Below are 21,583 nucleotides of genomic sequence, written 5' to 3'. Positions count from 1 at the left end.
TCTTGAAGCAGGAAAATCGCTATCGGAAGGCGTTTAGTTATGCTCGGTCACGATTTCACGAGAGAAGACTTTCTCGCAATATTTACATTTCAGCTGCACATCGTCATTTTTGGTACGGACGTTAAAGCTGCTGTCGACTGGCTCACCGTGGGTGATACAGTTGGTGTTTGGGCATTTGAAAATGGCGTTGATTTGCTCGGGCAGTGACAGAGTGAGCTTTTTCACCACTTCGTAGTTTTCAATCTGGTTGACGGTCGCTTTCGGTGCATACAGTGCCAGCTGGTTAGCCTGATCTTCGCTGATGAAGATGTTTTCAATCTTGATCAGATCTTTAGCGCCAAGCGCCGATGAAGGTAAGTTCAGGCCCACGGTGACACGCTGGTTGGTTTTGTGCATTTTAAACAGTTTGAGTACTTTGATCCCCACATTCGCTGGAATGTGGTCGATAACAGAACCGTTCTTAATTGCTTCAACCTGTAGTTGAGTTTCCTTAGTCATAGCTGTCATCTCCTGCTTAAAGTTCTTCGTTCAGTACAAGGGCCAGTAGGGCTTCGCGTGCGTATACACCGTTTTCTGCTTGCTGGAAGTAGTAAGCGTGTTTGGTTTTGTCTACGTCGACGGTGATTTCATCGACACGTGGTAGAGGGTGCAGTACCTTCAGGTTGTCACGGGCTTCCGACAGCATGTCTGCGGTTAGGATATAAGCGGCTTTCATGTGGGCGTATTCAGATTCATCAAAACGCTCTTTCTGGACTCGTGTCATATACAGAACGTCCAGTTGCGGAATGACTTCTTCCATGTTGGTGTGAAGGCTGTAGTTGATACCGGCTTCGTCCAGCTCCTCACAGATGTAGTCCGGCATTGCCAGTACTTCCGGGGCAACAAAGAAGAAGTTCACATTGTTGAATTTCGAGAGAGCCTGCGTTAGAGAGTGAACCGTACGGCCATATTTCAAGTCACCGACAAAAGCGACATTCAGGTTATCTAAATGACCTTGTGTTTCGAAGATGCTGAAGAGATCCAGCAGGGTTTGAGTTGGGTGCTGGTTTGCACCGTCACCGCCGTTCACAACAGGTACACCTTTTGAGAATTCAGAGGCCAGGCGTGCCGCCCCTTCCTGTGGATGGCGCATGACAAAGGCGTCAACGTAAGAAGAGATAACCTGCACCGAGTCAGCCAGCGTTTCACCTTTCTTCGCCAGCGACGTATTACCGCCGTTATCAAAGCCGATAACCGTGCCGCCAAGGCGCTGTATTGCCGTCTCGAAAGACAGGCGTGTCCGCGTTGATGGCTCAAAGAAGCAGCTCGCCACAACTTTATTTTTAAGGAGTTCAGGATTTGGCTCTGCTTTTAGTTTTCCAGCAGTTTCAACAATAAGTTCAAGTTCACTTCGGTTTAGTTCCGGAATGGAGATGATGTGCTTTTGAAACAACGAGTTCGCCATGGCTTCTCTTCCCTATGATAGATAACTGATGAAGTGTCTGCTCTTAGGCAAAAAACAGACAAAAAAAAGCCCCCTAAATAAAGGAGGCTCTTTTTAAAAAATTGAAAAAACAGAAAAATAAAACCAACGCCGATTTTCGGCGGAAGTAAGTTAGGTTGTGCTTAACTAACTGGTTCATTTTTCAACTCTGTTTTGACAAATTGCGAAGGATTATACGCCCATTTTTTGTGAGCGCAAGCGTTTGCGTAAACTATTCATTTTGTGGGAATTTATGCATGTTTTTGGGGGTTGGAATATGTCGTTAAACAGAGAATAACTTGCTGAAAAAAAGGCGGTTTGCGAGGGTGGTAGTAAAAAGGCGGGTGAAGGAAAATGCAAATGCCGCCCCGAAGGACGGCATTAATTATAAGAGCTTATTCATTCTAGGCAGAACGTTAAAACTCAAGAGAGCCGATTACTGACCTAGCGTTGCTACCATGATAGCTTTGATAGTGTGCATACGGTTTTCAGCTTCATCGAACACGATTGAGTGGTCTGATTCGAATACGTCTTCCGTAACTTCTAGGCCTTTCATGTTGTACTTCTCAGCAACTTCAGCACCAACAGTCGTTTCGTCGTTGTGGAATGCTGGTAGGCAGTGCATGAATTTCACATGTGGGTTGCCAGTTGCTTTGATCATGTCCATGTTGATTTGGTATGGCGTCATCATCTTAACACGCTCGTCCCAAGCATCTTTAGACTCGCCCATAGATACCCAAACGTCAGTGTATAGGAAATCACAGCCCTGAACGCCTTCCTGTACATCTTCAGTCATGGTGATTTTAGCACCGGTTGTCTCTGCGATTTCGCGGCACTGAGCAACTAGCTCTTCTTCAGGCCAGAATGCTTTAGGAGCAACTAGGCGGATGTCCATGCCCATTTTCGCTGCACCAACCATTAGAGAGTTACCCATGTTGTTGCGCGCATCGCCTAGGTAGGCAAATGTCATTTCGTGTAGCTGTTTGCCGCGGCCATGCTCTTGCATAGTCAGGAAGTCAGCAAGGATTTGAGTTGGGTGGAATTCGTCTGTTAGGCCGTTCCATACTGGGACACCAGCGTGTGCGCCTAGCTCTTCAACGATTTCCTGACCGAAACCGCGGTATTCGATGCCGTCATACATGCGGCCAAGAACACGTGCAGTATCTTTCATTGATTCTTTGTGGCCAATTTGAGAGCCAGATGGGCCTAGGTAAGAAACTTTAGCGCCTTGGTCGTAAGCGGCAACTTCGAAAGCACAGCGAGTACGAGTTGAGCTTTTCTCAAAGATCAGCGCGATGTTCTTGCCAGTTAGGCGTGGCTGCTCGTAACCGTTGTACTTCGCTTTTTTCAGCTCGGCAGATAGCTCTAGCAGGTGCTGAATTTCACGAGGAGTGAAGTCTAGAAGTTTTAGGAAGTTACGGTTGCGAAGATTAAAAGCCATGATGTTTTCCTCTTAAGAATCTGTATCTCTCTGGCCGACTGACGCTGCCTCGGGTTATGTTTGGCAGTGTGTCGGCCTGTATTATGTATTGTTTATCGTATTATGGAGCTTTTGTGAATAACTATTCTGTTATTCTGCAACAATATTTGTGCCGGCTTCACCTTTAAGGATGCGCAGCCCCGCTTCCAGTGAGCCGATGCCAACCAATTTGCCGCCTTGTTTGATGAACTCGCAAGAGGCATCAATTTTTGGTCCCATAGAGCCTGCGTCAAAGGCGTATTGTGCTAGTTCACGAGGGGTAGTGCTACGCAATGCTTTTTGCGTTGGCTTGCCCCAATCTAGGAATACTGCATCTGCATCGGTTAGGATGAGCAGAGCGTCTGCATCAAGCTGTTTGGCCAGGAATGCCGCTGACATGTCTTTGTCGATAACTGCTTCGACACCAACCAGCTTGCCGTTTTCTTTCTTCACTGGGATACCGCCACCACCAGTACAGATCACCAGGTGCTGCTGGTTGATCAGTGCGGCAATTGCGTCATCTTCAATAATACCGGTAGGTTGTGGGCTTGGTACGACACGGCGGAAGTACTGGCCATCCGGTTTCACTGTCCAGTGGTATTTTTCTGCCAGTTCACGGGCTTCAGCTTCATCGTAAACCGGGCCAATAGGTTTTGTTGGGTCAGCAAATGCCGGATCGTTTGGATCCACGCTCATTTGCGTAAGCATGCAAGAGACGTGCTGTTCAGGAAGCAGGTTCTTCAGCTCTTGCATTAGGATGTAGCCAATCATGCCTTGGGTTTCTGAACCCAGTACATCAAGTGGGTATGGACTTACTTTCTTGTATTCCAAACCTTGTAGTGCCAGCAGGCCAACCTGTGGGCCATTACCGTGTACCAGCACGACATTATATTCTTTAGCGATTTCCGCGATGGTTTTTGCAGCCGTAGCAATGTTCTGGCGCTGGATATCTGCTTCTAGTGGCTCGCCGCGGCGTAGCAGGGCATTACCACCAAGTGCAACAACAACAGTTTGCTTGGTCATGGGATCGTCTCTCTTGGTTTTGTTCTTTGTTGGCCGGCATTCGTAGGTACCGGCCATATTGTTTTTGCTTAGCGTTTTCGCTTCGCACTTAAGCTTTTATTGCCTAAGGTTTAGATGCCGTCACGTTCGATTGGGCAGCTCATGCAGCGTGCACCACCGCGGCCACGGCCTAGCTCATCACCTGGGATTGGTAGTACAGTGATGCCAGCTTTGTCGTATTTCTCGTTGGTGTAAACGTTGCGCTCGTAACCGACAACCACGCCTGGTTTCACTGTCAGTACGTTGTTGGCATCGTTCCACTGCTCACGTTCTGCTTCGAAGCTGTCGCCACCCGTTGTGATAAGGTTAAGCTGGCCAACACCCAGTGCTTTTTCGATAGCCGTTACGAAGTAGCCTTCTTCTTTCACGTTTACTGCGCCAGATTCATCACCTGTTAGGCTCCAGCACTGTACGTCTTTACGCACAACTTCAGGGTAAACAGAGAAGGTATCTTCACGCATGTGCGTCATAACAGTATCTAGGTGCATGCAAGAGCGGTGCTTAGGTAGCTGCATTGCAATCACTTGCTTCGCTTCGCCGTGCTTGAATAGGTTTGATGCTAGCTGCTCAACACCCTGTGGGGTTGTGCGCTCGGACATACCGATTAGTACCGCACCTTTACCGATAACTAATACGTCGCCGCCTTCGATAGTCGAGTTGTCGTAGCTCTTCTCTTCATCACCGAAGTACTTGATGAAGTCTTCGCCAGCGAAGGTTGGGTGCCAGCGGTAAATAGCGCGAACATGGTTTGTTTCACGTTGACGAGCTTCTTTAGCCATTGGGTTGATAGAAACACCGCCGTATACCCAGCAAGATGTGTCGCGGGTGAATAGGTGGTTTGGCAGTGGTTCGATAATGAAATCTGTTGGTGCGTGCATGCCCTGCATCATTGAAGATGACTGAACAGGCAGCTCTGAGTAGCTTAGGCCACCAAGTAGAATAGATGCTAGCTCTTGGTTAGGCAGGTCAGCCAGGAAGCAGCGCACATCGTTAGCGAATGTCGGGCCAAAGCGGTAATCAGAGATTTGAGTACCTAGTAGCCAATCTTTTGCTTCTGGTACTGCAAGAGTTTCAGCTAGCATGTCACGAAGAAGGAATACTTCAACACCTTGCTCGCGAAGAGTATTAGCAAATACATCATGCTCTTCACCAGCGCGCTCAACTGCTAATACATCATCAAATAATAACTCATGACAGTTTGAAGGAGTTAGGTGAGTTAACGCACGCTCTGGACGATGAAGAAGTACGCGACGTAATTGACCTACTTCAGAACCTACATAGAACTTACTCATGATCGTATCTCTCTATTTTTATGCCAGCGTAACATCGCCGGCTTTATTTGTTTTTTAGCGATGGTCTTAAATGAATTATTTAATCCTTCGCGTCGTTTCTGTAATTGATTCTACTCTTTCGTTAATTACAGTCTTAGACATTTGTCACACTTTAATTATTAATAAGGCAACTTAACTCATCGATTTCATTAACATAATTCATGCATTTGTAGCTTGTTTTCAGCCATGGGTATTTATGTGCTATTTATGGGTTATGCACATCTTTTATTGTCTCATTGTGTTGTTTTTAAAGTATTTTTTGTTTCTGGTGGGAAGTTTATGCATATTGCTGTCGTATTGATGCCTTGTGGAAATACTAATCTTATGCAGTTTATTCGGTTGTCTATCTAAATAAATGGTGTTTGTTACTTATCTGATAACAAATATTTTTCCTTTTATTTTGATGAAGGCCCATTTTGTAGTTTTAATACAGTGGGTAATTAATGCAATTAGTCATTTTTATGATGGCCGTTTTTCACTTGTATTAGTTGTGCTTAGTTCGGCTTTATACGGTTTTTGATTTTAGTTTTAATAACCACTCATGCATTTAATAAAAATTGGCTCCTGATTTTTAAAATTTATCTTATATGGTGGATCTTTTTGTAAAGAGCTGTTTTGTATATTTGCTTTATTGGTGATGAAGATGCCTACAATATGAATGTGGCGCTATTACAATGGATATAAAAGCAGATGGCTAATTGATGAATAAGGAGCCTCTGTAGACCCCAAAGCAATGGAGAATATGGCAATGGCTCGTTTGGAAGGTACAGGCAGGGCAACCGGGTCGGCGAGATTGTAACGAAAAAAAACCGCCCGAAGGCGGCTTTAGGGGGTGCGTAGTGTGTTATACGGTGAATTACATCATTGCACCGACACTTAGCATTGCCATGATGAGAACAGTTAGGATACCTAGCAGTGGAGCTACCCACTTCACCCAGCGAACGTATGGTACACGGGCAATCGCCAAGCCACCCATTACTACAGCTGAGGTTGGTGTCATCAAGTTCACGATACCTGATGCAGACTGATAGGCTGTTACTACCAGGTCACGGCCTACGCCAGCAAAGTCAGCCAGTGGTGCCATGATAGGCATCGTCAGCACGGCAAGGCCAGAAGACGATGGAACCAAGAACGATAGTAGAATTTCCAGCCAGTACATTACGTTGATGAACACAACGGATGACAGACCTGTTACGGCTTGTTCGGCAGAGAAGAGGATGGAGTCGGTGATCATACCGCGGTCCATGATAACTACGATACCGCGGGCAATACCGATGATCAGTGCTACCCCTAATAGGTCACGGGCACCGTCGATAAAGCTTGAGGTTAGCTCTTCTTCACTCATGCGGGCGATAAGGCCGATGATGATAGTCGATGCCAGGAACATACCTGAGATTTCAGCCATCCACCAACCTGCAACCGCTACACCGTAGATCATGATGCCGAAAGAAGCAGCGAAGATAGCTAGGATGATTTTACGGGTCGTGGTGAACTCCAGCATTTCACCAGATTGGTTGCCAAGGAAATGTGCTTTGTTCTCTTCGTACTTGTCGTAAACGATAGATTTGGTTTTGTCTGCACGAACCATTTTTGCATAACGCATGACATAGGCAACACAGATCAGCCAGCCAACAACCAGCATGCCAACACGCAGTACGATACCGTCAGTAAAAGGAATGCCTGCCGCGTTAGCTGCAATAACGGTAGCGAATGGGTTGATGGTTGAGCCGAGTGTACCGATACCAGCACCGAGCAAGACCGTTGCTGCCGCAACCAGAGGGTCAAAGCGAGCAGCCATCATTACAGGTACTAACAGCGTGTAAAAAGGGAGTGACTCTTCGGCCATACCGTAAATGGTACCGCCTGCAGCAAAAAGCGCCATCAATATAGGGATCATCATTTCTTCACGGCCCTTCAAACGCGCTGTTACACGTTCGATACCCGCATCGATAGCCCCTGTTTTGGTGACTAGGCCAAGGAAGCCACCAATGACCAGAATGAATAATGAAACATCAATCGCCGCTGCTTCATACGAGTTATGGTCATAGAAACCATCGATAGGTGCAAGTAGGACATCTACCACCCCTTGCGGGTTGTTTTCTACTGATTGGTAAGTGCCTGTAACGGGTACTTCTTTACCGAGTTCTTCATTCATCACTCGGTCGTATTGACCAGCGGGAACGATCCAGGTGAGTAACGCCACGACGGCGATAAGAGCAAATAGTATGGTATAGGCTGAAGGGAATTTGAAGTTGGCGAAGAAGCCACCTTTTTCTTCTTTGTTTACGGTTTGCGTCGTCATTGTTGTCTCCTTGCCTTTATTGCTGTCGCCAGCATAAAAGGGTCATTCTGTGTACCAAACGTTTTGTTTGGCATGACGGTGCTCCCTGAACAAGATGTTCAGTGAAAAGTTGTTTCAGCGTTCGCGTGGTTAATTAGCGAAAACGGCTGCTGAGTGCGAGTTGATCATCCAGCTCCTGCAGAATATGCAGGTTGGACGTCGTCGCAAAAGAGTGATGTGGGTCTGGCGTCTGGTTGTCGCGCTCATTACCTGGCCTGTGGCGGTGATGGGCCGTTAGCGTTTCGCTTTGGCTGGTATCACCGGTTGCCAAGGTCTGATAAGTGAGCGCTCCTCTGAGGCGGCGTTGCAAGGTGCGCCGTCGGCGCCCAGGCTCGGAGCCGGGGTAGAACTTACTCATGATCGTATCTCTCGTATTTTATTAGCCCGGCAGTCTATGCTGCGAGTCTGTTTTTTTGTTTTGCGGGGTGATTTTATGCTTACCTGCGGGGTTTAACTTTGGTTTCGTTCACATTTTTTGGGGGTGATTATGCAGCGAAAGAATCACCCAATCTGGCTCAGAGGGTATTTTTCATCAATAAATGGATGGATATGCTTATAGATATTAAAGACATTAAAGGGGTTTATGCATGAGAATATACCCCTTTAGGCTAGTAAGCCTATAAATAATGGTACTTGAACTGATTGGTGACTTCTGGGGATTGTTTGGTTATGCGCTTTTCATTATATAAAGTCGCACTGGTTTCATTCAGCGGGAGCGCATAATGGGGAATATTATGCACTTTGCCTTGCGGCTATCAGCTAGCCAAAATCGAACCTTAGTTTGATAAATATCAATTTTGTCTAGGGCCTGTTTACTTTCAGCGCCACACCTGTAGAGCCTAAAAAGGCCTTCAGGCAAGGCACGAAGAATGAAGTTTAGTCTCCTAATTGAATTCTGAGTAACGCAGAATGAAGCCTTTTTAGCCTCTCCCCGAAGGGCTGGGGCTATTTTTTCCGCTAACTGCGTTGTCGGAATGTCAATATAGATGGCTATGATTGAATCCCTTCGCCTTGTTATCAGAAAAAATCGCCTCCAGCAGGAAAGGCGGTGAAAGATAAACAGGCCCTAGAGCATGGTAATTACACACGATCCATGCGATATTTGCGGGAAAATTTATTCCACAGCTGGAGTTACCCGATGTCTTATGCAGAACTGATTGAAGAGCAGAAGGAAGAAACCCGCGATATTATTGCGGCATTGCTGGAAGATGGCAGTGAGCCTGAAGCCCTTTATACCATTGAGCACCACTTTTCGGCGGATACGTTTGAAGAGCTAGAAGGTGCTGCGGTAGAAGCCTTCAAAATGGGTTTTGAAGTACTAGAGGCAGAAGAGCTGGAGCTGGCACCGGAAGACGGCGGCGGCAAGGTCGTCTGCTTTGACGCGGTTATGGAGTCTGCCCTGAAAGCTGAGCTGATTGACGAGCAAACTGAAAAGTTAATCAAGCTAGCTGAAAAGCACAACATTGATTACGATGGCTGGGGGACTTACTTCGAGTCGGGCGAAGACGACGAAGAAGAGGTCGAGGGTGAAGGCGAAGAATAAGCCTTGCTATTGACAAAGAGAAAGCTGGCCGAGGTCAGCTTTTTTTGTCGCTCTTTTTGCTGCCTGCCGTATCTCTCTCTTCTATTTTCTTTCCCCTCCTCCAGGCTGTGTCGTTATCTTGCCATTGCGCATTCTCTAGTTGTTACCCCCACTGTTTTAAGTTCTTATCTATATGTTTATTAATGAAAAATAAACATCATTATGATATCGGTCTATCATTCCGCTGTTGCTTATTGATGTATTGTTTGGGGTTCGTGTTTATGGTTCTGCTGAATATATGGCTGTTGACGTATCTGTCTATGGGCGGGTTATGTTATATCGTTATGTAATTAACAATAATAATGGAATTTAGAAATGGAAAATCAGGTTAGGTTTTATGGCCGAGGGCGTGAGTTCTTTGGTATTTGGATTGTTAATCTTTTACTAAGTATTGTCACCTTTGGAGTCTATTCTGCATGGGCGAAGGTCAGGACTAAGAAGTATTTTTACGGTAATACGGATTTGGCTGGTGACAGGTTTGATTATCATGCCAAACCGATTCAGATCCTCAAAGGGCGCATCATAGCCATGCTTTGTGTTGGTGCTTGGTTTATCTCGAGCAACTTCTTTCCGGTGATCTCGGTTATCTTGTTCAGTACTTTTATCCTGCTGATGCCGTGGTTGGTTCGTAACAATACCCGTTTCGATGCTAGGGTGACGAGTTTTCGCAATGTCCGTTTTGATTTTTCTGGGACGCTGAAAGGGGCCTATGGTGTTTTCCTTGGTTGGCCCGCCATTTCCTATCTGTTGATCGCTTTATGTTTCTTTTTTACTGTGACGGTTGGTATGAATTACCCAGTTGTCGGAGTGGTGCTGGGGCTCCTGACCTTTGCCCTAGGGTTTGTTATCTACGCATGGGTGTCGGCACAGGTAGCTTCATATTTTATTAATGGTTACCGCTATGGTGACAGAGCCTTCAGTGGAAACGTTGAACTTAAAGTCTATATCAAAACCTATCTGTTAGGCGGCCTGCTAGGGGCTGGACTCAGTCTGGCCATGGCTGTTATCGGGGGGATATTGGGAGGATTTTCTTTGCTGGCAGAGTTCGGTTCAACAGGTCAGTTTGCAGATCAGGGCACGTCAATGGGGATGGTTCTCACCATGTTGGTTGGCTATGCCGGTATGATTTTCACCATGCTTGTCGTTATGGGCTTCGTGCAAGCAAGGTTACGTAACTATTTGTTTGGTCAGATCAAAACTAACGGTGAGCCTGAATATGGTTTTGGTTCCCGGATGACGGCTTGGGGGCTGGTGTCGCTGATGGTTACCAACTTCCTGCTGATGGTGGTTACATTAGGTTTTGCCCGTCCATGGGTAATGGTAAGAAGTGCTAACTATGTTGCCGATGTCACGGTCGTGAATGGCGAACTTGATAAGTTGGCTGTTGAAGGTGCCGATATGACAACTGACTCAGCGGTGGCAGACGAGGTGGCGAATGCCTTTGATCTGAATATGGGGATCGGATGATTGTCAGTGGCTTTTGCCATCCAGCCCGAAGTTCGGAAAAGCACAATGCCAGCATGGAGTTACTGCAGGCGGGCCGGTTGCGACTGATAACGGAACAGGGGCAACAAGAGTTGTCCTTGACTGAACTCGAGATCAGTGAGCCGCTGGGTGATTTGCCGATTAAGGTGGTTTTTCCGGATGGGATGCAATTCATTCCGCATGATTCGCGCTTGCTCGAGCGTGTCCTGCATTCTCACAAACTGTCTCGATTGCACCGAGCAGAGCGAAACTTGCCGATGATTGCAGGTAGTCTGGCGGCGATGGTCATGGTGTTCGTGTTGTTTTTTACCCACGGGATACCTTGGTTGACCGGGGCATTGGTTCGGGTGATACCGACGCAGGTGCCGCTTGTTGTTGGGGATCATGTTCTGGCCACGCTGGATGAGCATCTTTTGGAGCCCAGTGAACTTAGTTTGGGCCAGCAAACGTCGATTAACCAACGATTTGTCGAAATGACCGCCAAGCTGCCGCCGATACCGGTGCAACCTAAGCTGATTTTTCGTAGCTGGGGAAGTGGACCGAATGCAATGGCACTCAGTGATGGCTCTATTATTGTATTTGATGCATTGGTTGATCTGGCTGAAACGCCGGAACAGCTTGATAGCATTTTACTGCATGAACTGGGACATATTCAGCATCAGCACGTGATGAAATCCTTGGTGCGTTCTACGCTGCTTTCAGCCTCTGTCGCGGTATTGACCGGCGAGAGCACCGGTTTGATTGATACGTTTAGTGGGGCTGGGGTGTTCTTGGTGACCCAGGGCTACTCACGATCTGCAGAGCAGGAAGCCGACGAGTATGCAGCGTACCAGATAGAGCGTCTATATGGCACAGTGCTCCCAATGCAACAGATGTTTCGATTATTGAATAACTTGGGCGCAAATGGTGAGTTGCCAGAGTGGCTCAGCACTCACCCGGAGTTAGAGTCGAGAATTGAAGCGATTTCGCAATAAGCTCTAATCAACCTCGTACTTTGCGGCAATCCGATATAAAAGCTGGCTATTGTCTGCTTTTATATTATCTGGATGGTGTTCAGAATGTCTTTAGCATCCGCACCTCGCAGGCATCATGGCCAGTGCTGCCCATTGTATGGGGGATTTTAACAAAGCCGAGTGACTGGTAGAGGGCAATTGCCTCGATGAGGTTAGCTGTCGTTTCGAGGTAGCAGCCTGTGTAACCTTGGCCGCGGGCAAAATCGAGCGCGGTTACCGCCAGTTTCCGTGCCAGCCCCCGGCCCCGCAGCTCTGGCAGGAAATACATTTTCTGCAGTTCGCATACCTTATCTTCGCCTGCCAAGGGGGCAATTCCACCGCCGCCTAGAATTCGGTTGTTATGTTCAATAACCCAATAGCGGCTACCGTCATGTTGATAAACCTCACTCATAACGTCCAGTGTTGGGTCGGCAACCCCATACCCCCCGTCGGCGGTCAGGCCGTATTCGGCCGAGACACGGCGGACTACTGCGGCAACCGAGGCGTTATCGAGCGGTGTCAGAGGGCGGATCACATAGCCTTCCTGGCGCGAGGCAGCCTGCATTGATTTGGTGTAACGCGCGAGGCTGCACTCCAGCTGATCGATCTCATCGTGATCCATCTGGGCCAGCCAGCTATCAACTTGTGTATTCAGTTGCTGGTGGAGCGCTGTCAGCTTTTCTCTTCCTATTGTTGTGAGCTGAAAGATCTGGCTGCGCTTATCAAGTGGATTGGGGACCGACTTTACCAGCCCCTGGTTGAGCAGAACTGCCAGGGTGCGGCTGGCATTGGATTTATCGACATTGAGGCGGTGAGCCATCTCATTGACGGTAGCAGCGCTTTGCTCAAGCTCGATAAGGGAATGGGCCTGTACCGGAGTGAGGGCCATGCTGCCACACTGGTTGTCTAGCATACCGAGCTGGCGGACCAGTTGGCGGGATAATTGTCGTAGTGCTTTGGCGTCCATGTTGTTCGGCCCTTTTCGGTTGCGATGTACAACTATATTTAATTGCGCACCGCAACAAAGTCAAGAGTCAATTTCATATCAGGTTCTGTTTCAGTGTTTCCTTAGTGGTGGCAGACCATCATATCGAGCACGTTGTGGCGAGTATGGCCTTTTTCCTGCTCTTTACGCTGCCAAACACGTTCATGGCAGTAATACGCCATGGTATTGATGGCAGGCTCTATCATGGCCATTACGCTGCCGATAAGCACATCACCAGTTAGTAGGTAGACGACGGTAAAGGCAACCGTAAAGTGAACGGCAGCGAAGCTGATGGTTTTGCTAGCGGGAGTGCTGTATTGGGATTGCTCCAGCGGTTTCGTCTGCCAGGCTTTCTCATGGAAATAAAACGCAACGGTATTGACCATAGGTTCGATCATCGCGATCAAGCTACCTATCAGAATATCGCCAGTTAACAGGTAAGCCACACTGAAAGCGACAGTAAAATGGATGGCGGCAAAGCTGATAGTCTTTTTCATCTTGGGTTTCCTCTCAATCAATGCCTTTATTATTGCGAATGGTTATCAATAATTAAAGTCGATTGTTGTTATTGTATTGATAGGATGCACCTAAGAAGCGAGTGACGCTGCGCTTCGGGAAGCGGGGGGAAGAGTGGTTCTATGGCCCTAAGGCCCCCTATGGCAATAAAGATAAGAGTTCCAGGTTCCTAGGTAGAGCAAAAAGCTTGTATTTCTCTGAGGCTCGGAGATTGTGCAGGACCATAGGACCATAGGACCATAGGACCATAGGACCATAGGACCATAGGACCATAGGACCATAGGACCATAGGACCATAGGACCATAGGACCATAGGACCATAGGACCATAGGACCCAGGACCCAGGACTCAAAAACAAAAAAGGCTGACGATTTCTCGTCAGCCTTTTGATTTTACTCGACTCTCGAAACTAGAGACTCGTTACTATCGGCACTTACAGCGCTGCGATAGTTGCTTTCTGCTCTTCTAGCTTAATGAGCGTTTCTTTGTAGCCTTCAAGCTTCTCACGCTCTTTGGCAACAACCGCTTCTGGTGCTTTCGCAACAAAACCTTCGTTACCTAGTTTGCCTTCGATACGCTTGATTTCGCCTTGAGTCTTTTTCACTTCACCAGCTAGTCGCGCAAGCTCAGCATCTTTGTCGATCAGGCCAGCCATTGGGATCATTAGCTCAGACTTACCAACCAGTGCCGTTGCACATGCCGGCAATTCTTTACCATCAAGAAGTTCGCCGTCAGCCAGCACCTTGATGCCTTCCAGCTTGGCCAGTGACATCAGAACGGTACGGTTTGCTTCAATGCGTGCAGCGTCTTTCTCGTCAGCAACTTTCAGCATTACATCTAGTGCTTTGCTTGGCGCGATGTCGTACTCGGCACGTAGGTTACGGATGCTGGTGATAAATGCCTTCACCCACTCGATGTCGGCAATAACAGCTTCATCGAAGTTAGCTTCGTTAAACTGAGGCAGCGCCTGAGTCATGATAGTTCTTTCTTCAGAATCAGGACCCTCAACACCGTCTACCAGCGGCTTCACGCTCTGCCAGATAGATTCAGTGATGTAAGGTAGCACTGGGTGAGCAAGACGCAGTGTCTTCTCAAGCACGGTGATTAGCGTATGACGAGTTGCACGCTGCTGTGCTTCGGTACCTTTCCAAAGGACAGGCTTGGTTAGCTCTAGGTACCAGTCACAGAACTGGTTCCAGATGAACTCATAAATCGTACCTGCCGCCATATCCAGACGGAAGTTTTCGATATGGGCATTGAAATCTTTCGCCGCCAGCTCGAACTGAGATTCGATCCACTTGTCAGCCAATGAGAATTCCATCTCACCGCCCTTCATGCCGCAATCTTGATCTTCTGTGTTCATCAGTACGTAACGGCTTGCGTTCCATAGCTTGTTACAGAAGTTACGGTAACCTTCCAGGCGCTTCATGTCCCAGTTGATATCACGGCCTGTTGATGCCATTGCTGCAAGCGTGAAGCGCAGTGCATCCGTACCATAGGCTTCGATACCGTTTTCGAATGTCTTGCGGGTGTTCTTCTCGATCTTCGCTGCCAGCTGAGGCTGCATCATGTTGCCACAACGCTTTTCAACCAGCTCTTCAAGACCAATACCATCGATCATGTCGATAGGGTCGATAACGTTACCCTTAGATTTCGACATCTTGTCGCCGTTCTCGTCACGGATCAGACCCGTTACGTAAACCGTCTTGAATGGAACCTGTGGTTTGCCGTTTTCATCTTTACAGAAGTGCATGGTCATCATGATCATGCGGGCAACCCAGAAGAAGATGATGTCGAAGCCGGTAACCAGTACATCTGAAGGGTGGAAGGTTTTCAGATCGTCTGTTTGTTCAGGCCAGCCTTGCGTACCGAATGTCCATAGTGCAGAAGAGAACCAGGTATCCAGTACGTCATTGTCTTGGTTAAGAACGACAACAGGTGCAAGATTGTGGTTTGCACGTACTTCTTCTTCAGTACGGCCAACATAGACGTTGCCATCGTTGTCATACCAAGCCGGGATACGGTGACCCCACCATAGCTGACGAGAGATACACCAATCCTGGATGTCACGCATCCAAGAGAAGTACATGTTTTCGTACTGCTTAGGTACGAACTGGATTTCACCATCTTCAACTGCTTTGGTTGCCGTTTCTGCAAGAGGTGCAGCACGTACGTACCATTGGTCAGTCAGCATTGGTTCGATAACTACGCCACCACGGTCGCCGTAAGGGACGGTCAGATCGTGATCTTTAATTTCTTCTAGCAGGCCAAGCTCATCGAATTCTGCCACGATAGCTTTACGCGCAGCGAAACGTTCCATGCCCTGGTATTTAGCTGGAAGCTCTGTGCTGTAGGCATCGCTTGGTTCACCGTTGGTGGTGAAGACTTCAGCGCTGTCACGGATGTCAGCATTGAAGGTCAGGATATTGATCATTGGTAGGCTGTGACGCTTGCCCACTTCGTAGTCATTGAAGTCGTGGGCAGGGGTGATTTTCACACAACCTGTGCCTTTTTCCATATCCGCATGCTCATCGCCCACGATAGGGATACGACGGTCAACGACAGGAAGCAGGATTTCTTTGCCGATCAGATCTTTGTAACGAGGATCTTCAGGGTTCACTGCCACACCGGTATCGCCCAGCATGGTTTCTGGACGGGTAGTTGCGACAACGATGTAATCTTTGCCTTCGGCTGTTTTCACGCCATCCGCAAGCGGGTAGCGGAAGTGCCACATGTGGCCTTTCTTGTCTTTGTTTTCAACTTCTAGATCTGAGATCGCCGTGTGTAGTTTTGGATCCCAGTTAACCAGGCGCTTGCCGCGGTAGATCAGATCGTCTTCATATAGACGAACGAAAACTTCCTGAACGGCGTTAGACAGACCGTCGTCCATCGTAAAGCGCTCGCGATCCCAGTCTACTGATGCACCTAGGCGACGAAGCTGCTTGGTGATCGTGCCACCAGATTCGCCTTTCCATTCCCAGATTTTGTCAATGAATGCATCACGGCCGTAGTCGTGCTTGGTTTTGCCTTCTTCGGCTGCAATCTTACGCTCCACAACCATTTGGGTGGCGATACCTGCGTGGTCGGTACCAACTTGCCAAAGGGTGTTTTTGCCTTTCATACGCTCACAGCGGATCAGGGTATCCATGATGGTATCCTGGAACGCGTGGCCCATATGCAGGCTGCCTGTGACGTTTGGTGGCGGGATCATGATGCTGTAGGCATCTTTAGATGTGTCACCATGAGGCTTGAAGTAACCAGCCTCTTCCCAGCGCTGATATAGCGCCTGTTCGATTGATTGTGGGTTGTATGTCTTTTCCATAGCGCTCTTAGAAGGATCTATACGGGAATTAGGGCGTCTCAGGGGCAGCGGCGGTCTGTAATTGAATGCCAGCAAGGCGGTATACCTTGTAGCGCTCACGGGCCAGCTGCTTGAGCTTTTCATCGCAAGGGACGAAGTCTACCACTTGTGAGAAGGTAACAGCAAAATTTGGTGCATCTTGACTCAAATTAATCAGCACCCCCCGGCGTCCGCTATGACGCAGACCTGGCCAGCCAACCTCAACCGGTGAACCGCCGCGGGGGCCTTCACCTATCAGGTTATGCGGAACGAAGTTATCCGGTTCTTGCTGCCACAGGTACTCATCTATTTGTTCTGCTTGCTCTTTACTGCTAGCTAGCAGGTAGACTTTGTGGCCTTGCTTATAACTCAATGCTGCTTGATGGCAGGCAAAGTGAAGCTGATAGTCGCTATCGGCTTCGATCTGTTTGTCATCGATAATATAAAAAGTAGCATGAGTCATAGTTATTGTTCTCAAAAAGAAAGGGGCCTTGCGGCCCCTCTATTGTCTGATTTATTCGACGTTTTCCTGGCCGGCACGGTTGAGTAAGAACTGGACCAGCAATGGGACAGGTCGTCCGGTAGAACCCTTGTTCTTACCGCCGACCCAAGCGGTACCTGCGATATCCAGGTGAGCCCAGTTATACTTCTTGGTGAAGCGAGACAGGAAACAGCCTGCAGTAATGGTACCTGCGCCCGGCGAGCCTAAGTTTGCCATATCAGCAAACGGACTAGCCAGCTGCTCTTGGTACTCATCAGACATCGGCAGGCGCCATGCACGGTCGCCAGCCTGCTCTGAGGCATTGATCAGCTCATGGGCAAGCGGGTTGTGGTTGGCAATCAGGCCGCTGATGTGGTTACCAAGGGCAACAACACAGGCACCGGTCAGGGTTGCAACATCCACCACGCAATCTGGTTCGAAGCGTTCAACATAGGTGAGTGCGTCACAAAGAACTAGACGGCCTTCGGCATCGGTATTCAATACTTCAACGGTCTGGCCAGACATGGTTGTCAGGATATCCCCCGGACGGTATGCATTGCCGCCAGGCATGTTTTCACAACCCGCCAAGATACCAACAACATTGATAGGCAGGTTTAGCTTGGCCAGTGACTTCATTGCGCCGAATACGGTCGCGGCACCACACATGTCATACTTCATCTCATCCATCTGGGCAGATGGTTTGATAGAAATACCGCCTGAATCGAATGTCAGGCCTTTACCTACCAGTACGATCGGCTTGGCATTTGGATCCTGGCTGCCCTTGTACTCGATCACCGACATCATGGCTTCGTTTTTCGAACCTTGGCCAACGGCCAGGTAAGATGTCATGCCGAGCTCTTTCATTTCTTGCTCGCCAATGATCTTGGTATTCACGGTTTCAAAATCATCAGCCAGGCGACGGGCCTGGGAAGCCAGGTAAGCCGGGTTTGCTACGTTTGGCGGCATATTACCCAGATCTTTACCTGCTTTCACACCAGAGGCCACTGCCAGGCCGTGCGCGATGGCGCGTTCGCCCAAAGAGAGTTCACGGCGGGTCGGCACATTGAATACCAGCTTGCGCAGCGGGCGACGGGTTTCTGGCTTGTTGCTCTTGAACTGGTTAAAAGTATAGAGGCTGTCTTTGGTTGTTTCGACAGCCTGGCGTACCTTCCAGTAGGTATCACGGCCTTTGACGTGTAACTCGGTCAGGAAGCACACTGCTTCCATTGATCCCGTTTCGTTCAGGGTGCTGATGGTTTTCTTGATGATTTGCTTGTACTGGCGCTCATCAAGCTCACGCTCTTTACCACAACCAACCAGTAATACACGCTCTGATAATACGTTTGGTACATGGTGAAGCAGCAGCATTTGGCCCGGCTTACCTTCTAAATCACCACGGCGCAGCAAGGAGCTGATATAGCCGTCGCTGATTTTATCGAGTTGCTCGGCAATTGGAGAGAGGCGACGTGGTTCGAAGACGCCGACGACAATACAGGCACTTCGCTGTTTCTCGGGGCTACCACTTTTTACACTGAACTCCATGCGTACTCCTACATCCTATAAAGACAATTAAAGCTAAATGTTAGATAATACCGCACTTACTTGCTGGACCGCAGTTTCGGAATAGGATTAAAGTGCAGGTTAACAATTAACCGAAAGATTAAAAAATAACTACTTAACCGAAAAACTATAGTGATTCCAGCAAAAAAACAAGTTTTCTATGGGTATATAAAGCGTGATTATTGTTCGGTATTTGACACGTGAGACATTAAAGAGCCAATTTGCGGTACTTTTTGTCCTTTTTCTTGTCTTTATCAGCCAGAGGTTTATTCGTATTCTGGCTCAAGCTACTGATGGTTCGATCCCCAGTGATCTAATTTTGACCATGTTGGGGTTGTATATACCATCAATGGCATTATTGATGTTGCCGCTGAGCCTTTATATCGGGATTTTGCTGACTTTTGGCCGTTTGTATGCCGAAAGCGAAATCACCGTGATGAATGCAACGGGGATCGGTAACAAGTTTTTGATCCAGGCGGCGCTGTGGCTGGCCGTTATTACAGGTACCATTGCTGCTTTTAACTCGTTGTGGTTAGCGCCTTGGACAGTGGAAAAACAAACCCAGCTCACAGAACAGGTTGAAGCCAGCTCTGGATTAGAGTTGCTGGTGAAGGGGCAGTTTAATCCTGCCCCCGATGGCAAAGGAGTCGTCTTTGTCAATGACATCACCGACAGTGGCACCCGGCTGCATAACGTGTTTGTCGCCCAGGTTGTGGCTCGCGATACCATGCGTCCAAGTGTGATGGTGTCTGAGCGTGGCTATGTCAGTGAACTGGAAGACGGTCGCCAAATTCTGGATCTGCAAGCAGGTATGCGTTATGAAGGTTTTCCGACCCGGCTAGACTACTCCATTACAGAATTTGAAAGCTACCAGGCGCTGATTGGCCAGCGGGCTGTGCGTGAAAAACGCCGCGATTGGGATGCACTGCCAACACTGGAACTGATGAAGCGGCCGGAATTGGCGGCGAAAGCTGAGTTCCAGTGGCGAGTGTCGCTATTTCTGTGTATACCGTTGCTGACCATGGTTGTGGTGCCGTTGTCTGCGGTGAACCCGCGTCAGGGGCGCTTTGCTAAATTATTTCCGGCGGTATTGATTTACCTGACCTACTTTTTGGCGATCAGTGCCGGAAAGTCTGGGATTGAAGATGGTGCTTTACCTACTACGATTGGCCTCTGGAGTATTAATTTTGCAATATTTTTAATCGCAGTAGGGTTAAATTCCTGGGATACCCTGCCGGTGAGGCAGCTGAGAGAGAAACTACGGAGACGCGGTTAATGTTTAAGATTTTGGATTTGTACATTGGCCGAACAATTATTGCGACTACGACACTGACGCTCTCCACGTTGGTGGGGCTGTCGGCGATCATTAAATATGTTGAGCAGCTGCGTAAGGTTGGGGATGGGACTTATGATCTCTGGAAAGCGCTGGTTTATGTGCTGCTCAGTGTTCCTCGTGATATCGAGATGTTTTTCCCGATGGCAGTGTTGCTGGGGGCCTTGATTGGCCTGGGTGCACTGGCATCAAGCTCCGAGCTGGTCGTCATGCAGGCCGCTGGTTTCTCTAAGCTGGATATCGGCTTGTCGGTGCTTAAAACGGCGGTGCCGCTGATGCTGATTGTTACTTTACTGGGTCAGTGGGGGGCGCCGGAGGCACAAAAGGCGGCCCGCGAACTGCGCGCGCTGTGGACATCTGGTGGGAGCATGCTCTCGGTCCAGCGCGGGGTCTGGACCAAAGACGGCAATGACTTTATCTATATTGGCCGGGTTCACGAAAAGAGCAACCTGGATGCGATCAATGTCTGGCAGTTTGATGAGCAAGATCAGCTGACACAAACCGTGTTTGCGAGAACCGCTTCCTTTGACGAGCAAGAAGGGTGGTTGCTGGAGGGAGTAACCGTCACCAACATTACTGATGTACAGCAAACCAATACCGACTATGCCACACTGCCCTGGCAAACGACACTGACACCAGATAAGCTGGCGGTTGTGACGGTGAAGCCGGAAGAGTTGGCTCTGACCGGGGTGTATGAGTATGTGTCGTACCTAAAGGAGTCAAAACAGGATGCTGCCCGTTATGAGCTGGCATTCTGGCGCAAGGCGCTCCAGCCGGTGTCGATTGCGGTTATGATGCTGTTGGCATTGTCATTTGTGTTTGGGCCGTTACGTTCCGTGACCATGGGGGCCAGGGTGCTGTCCGGGGTGATCTTTGGTTTTGCCTTTTATATCTCTAATGAAGTGTTTGGGCCGATGAGTATTGTTTATCGCCTCCACCCGGTGATAGGGGCATTGGGGCCGAGCTTGGTATTCCTGTTTATCACGATATACCTGCTAAGACGCAAGTTATAGGAAATAAAAAAGGAGCCGCTTGGCTCCTTTTTTGTTGTCTGGTTAGTTTGGCTTTGGCAGCATGACCATTTCGCACTCTGCCATTATATCCTGAAAGGACTGCTTCTCTTTGCTAAAGGGAGCGAGCAGGTTGCCGAGGCCAAAGGCTGAGGTGCCCATTCTGATCAGAGCCTGAGTCAGGCGGATATTGGAGCCGTCTTTGTTTTGCAGGCGTAACTTCCAGGCCCGCATCCCTATTGTTTGTCCACCTTTGCACCAGAAGTAGGCAAAGAAGCCCACAATAACCAAGGCCAGGTAAGCGGTGTATACCAGGCTCACAACCGGATGCTCGGTCAGATAGGCGCTGACATCTTGATAATCTCCGAGTCTAAGCAATCCTACTTGAAGCAAGAGAGCGGCGCATGCCATCGCTACCCCGCCAGCAAGCATCAATACGGCAGCAACGGCCAACGAGTCGTAAAGCCACGCCCCTAGACGGCGAAAAAGCCCCGGGTATTGTTTGGTCAGTTTAACGTCCTGCTGTTTTTTCTGTTTCATCAATTCACCACGTCTAAGTTGCTTGTCTGTTCTATTGAATGCGCTGTCATGAAACTATGTCTCTTCGATTGAAATACCGGCACGGTTGACGGCAGAACTGACAT

18 protein-coding genes are annotated in these 21,583 nt (G+C 48.6%); 5 read left to right on the top strand and 13 right to left on the bottom strand.

Going from position 1 to position 21,583, the window contains the following annotated elements:
• Window positions 1-33 precede the first annotated feature (33 nt).
• From pyrI to AC51G0_RS16305, 7 genes are all read right to left on the bottom strand, one after another.
• A complete protein-coding gene (pyrI, locus tag AC51G0_RS16335; protein WP_496299801.1) occupies window positions 34-498 on the bottom strand; it encodes an aspartate carbamoyltransferase regulatory subunit in 465 nt (154 codons plus the stop codon).
• Window positions 499-514: 16 nt separating this feature from the next.
• The gene (pyrB, locus tag AC51G0_RS16330; protein ID WP_496299799.1) at window positions 515-1,444 is read right to left on the bottom strand and encodes an aspartate carbamoyltransferase; all 930 of its coding nucleotides are present in this window, start codon (window positions 1,442-1,444) and stop codon (window positions 515-517) included.
• Between the two features lie 454 nt (window positions 1,445-1,898).
• Entirely contained in the window at window positions 1,899-2,903 is a 1,005-nt protein-coding gene (gene argF, locus AC51G0_RS16325; protein WP_496299797.1) for an ornithine carbamoyltransferase, read from the bottom strand.
• A 129-nt stretch (window positions 2,904-3,032) separates the two neighbouring features.
• A complete protein-coding gene (arcC, locus tag AC51G0_RS16320; RefSeq protein WP_496299795.1) occupies window positions 3,033-3,944 on the bottom strand; it encodes a carbamate kinase in 912 nt (303 codons plus the stop codon).
• Between the two features lie 110 nt (window positions 3,945-4,054).
• Window positions 4,055-5,275: an arginine deiminase gene (gene arcA / locus AC51G0_RS16315; protein WP_496299793.1), complete on the bottom strand. Its 1,221-nt coding sequence runs from the start codon at window positions 5,273-5,275 to the stop codon at window positions 4,055-4,057.
• A gap of 895 nt (window positions 5,276-6,170) precedes the next feature.
• Window positions 6,171-7,616, bottom strand: coding sequence for a YfcC family protein (locus tag AC51G0_RS16310; protein ID WP_496299791.1), 1,446 nt, complete (start codon window positions 7,614-7,616; stop codon window positions 6,171-6,173).
• Window positions 7,617-7,749: 133 nt separating this feature from the next.
• A complete protein-coding gene (locus AC51G0_RS16305) occupies window positions 7,750-7,965 on the bottom strand; it encodes a hypothetical protein (RefSeq protein ID WP_496299789.1) in 216 nt (71 codons plus the stop codon).
• Window positions 7,966-8,793: 828 nt separating this feature from the next.
• On the opposite strand from AC51G0_RS16305, the gene rraB reads away from it, so the two are divergent.
• The 3 genes from rraB to AC51G0_RS16290 all read left to right on the top strand — a co-directional run bounded on the left by rraB (window position 8,794) and on the right by AC51G0_RS16290 (window position 11,696).
• Entirely contained in the window at window positions 8,794-9,198 is a 405-nt protein-coding gene (rraB, locus tag AC51G0_RS16300) for a ribonuclease E inhibitor RraB (protein WP_496299787.1), read from the top strand.
• Between the two features lie 354 nt (window positions 9,199-9,552).
• Window positions 9,553-10,704, top strand: a complete 1,152-nt coding sequence (locus AC51G0_RS16295; protein ID WP_496299785.1) for a YjgN family protein — start codon at window positions 9,553-9,555, stop codon at window positions 10,702-10,704.
• Complete coding sequence (locus tag AC51G0_RS16290) at window positions 10,701-11,696, top strand: M48 family metallopeptidase (protein WP_496299784.1); 996 nt, start codon at window positions 10,701-10,703, stop codon at window positions 11,694-11,696. Before AC51G0_RS16295 ends, AC51G0_RS16290 begins: the two co-directional genes overlap by 4 nt.
• A 79-nt stretch (window positions 11,697-11,775) precedes the next feature.
• On the opposite strand, the gene AC51G0_RS16285 is transcribed toward AC51G0_RS16290, so the two are convergent.
• The 5 genes from AC51G0_RS16285 to pepA form a co-directional block, all read right to left on the bottom strand.
• Window positions 11,776-12,681: a bifunctional helix-turn-helix transcriptional regulator/GNAT family N-acetyltransferase gene (locus AC51G0_RS16285; protein WP_496299782.1), complete on the bottom strand. Its 906-nt coding sequence runs from the start codon at window positions 12,679-12,681 to the stop codon at window positions 11,776-11,778.
• Between the two features lie 101 nt (window positions 12,682-12,782).
• Complete coding sequence (locus tag AC51G0_RS16280) at window positions 12,783-13,196, bottom strand: DUF2061 domain-containing protein (RefSeq protein ID WP_496299780.1); 414 nt, start codon at window positions 13,194-13,196, stop codon at window positions 12,783-12,785.
• A gap of 452 nt (window positions 13,197-13,648) precedes the next feature.
• Window positions 13,649-16,537 (bottom strand): valine--tRNA ligase, encoded by a 2,889-nt coding sequence (locus AC51G0_RS16275; protein ID WP_496299779.1) that lies wholly within the window; start codon window positions 16,535-16,537, stop codon window positions 13,649-13,651.
• 28 nt (window positions 16,538-16,565) lie between these two features.
• Complete coding sequence (locus AC51G0_RS16270; RefSeq protein ID WP_496299777.1) at window positions 16,566-17,018, bottom strand: DNA polymerase III subunit chi; 453 nt, start codon at window positions 17,016-17,018, stop codon at window positions 16,566-16,568.
• Between the two features lie 51 nt (window positions 17,019-17,069).
• Window positions 17,070-18,578: a leucyl aminopeptidase gene (pepA, locus tag AC51G0_RS16265; RefSeq protein WP_496299775.1), complete on the bottom strand. Its 1,509-nt coding sequence runs from the start codon at window positions 18,576-18,578 to the stop codon at window positions 17,070-17,072.
• A gap of 193 nt (window positions 18,579-18,771) precedes the next feature.
• On the opposite strand from pepA, the gene lptF reads away from it, so the two are divergent.
• Window positions 18,772-19,872, top strand: coding sequence for an LPS export ABC transporter permease LptF (gene lptF, locus AC51G0_RS16260; RefSeq protein WP_496299773.1), 1,101 nt, complete (start codon window positions 18,772-18,774; stop codon window positions 19,870-19,872).
• Window positions 19,872-20,942: an LPS export ABC transporter permease LptG gene (lptG, locus tag AC51G0_RS16255; protein WP_496299772.1), complete on the top strand. Its 1,071-nt coding sequence runs from the start codon at window positions 19,872-19,874 to the stop codon at window positions 20,940-20,942. The genes lptF and lptG overlap by 1 nt, the downstream gene beginning before the upstream one ends.
• Window positions 20,943-20,984: 42 nt before the next feature.
• Here the strand turns inward: lptG and AC51G0_RS16250 are convergent, their stop codons facing one another.
• A complete protein-coding gene (locus AC51G0_RS16250; RefSeq protein WP_496299770.1) occupies window positions 20,985-21,479 on the bottom strand; it encodes an RDD family protein in 495 nt (164 codons plus the stop codon).
• Window positions 21,480-21,583 lie beyond the last annotated feature (104 nt).

The organism is Photobacterium sp. HL06 (assembly GCF_059552575.1).
The sequence above is the reverse complement of the archived record's forward strand: the minus strand, read 5'-3'. Positions and strand labels throughout refer to the sequence as shown.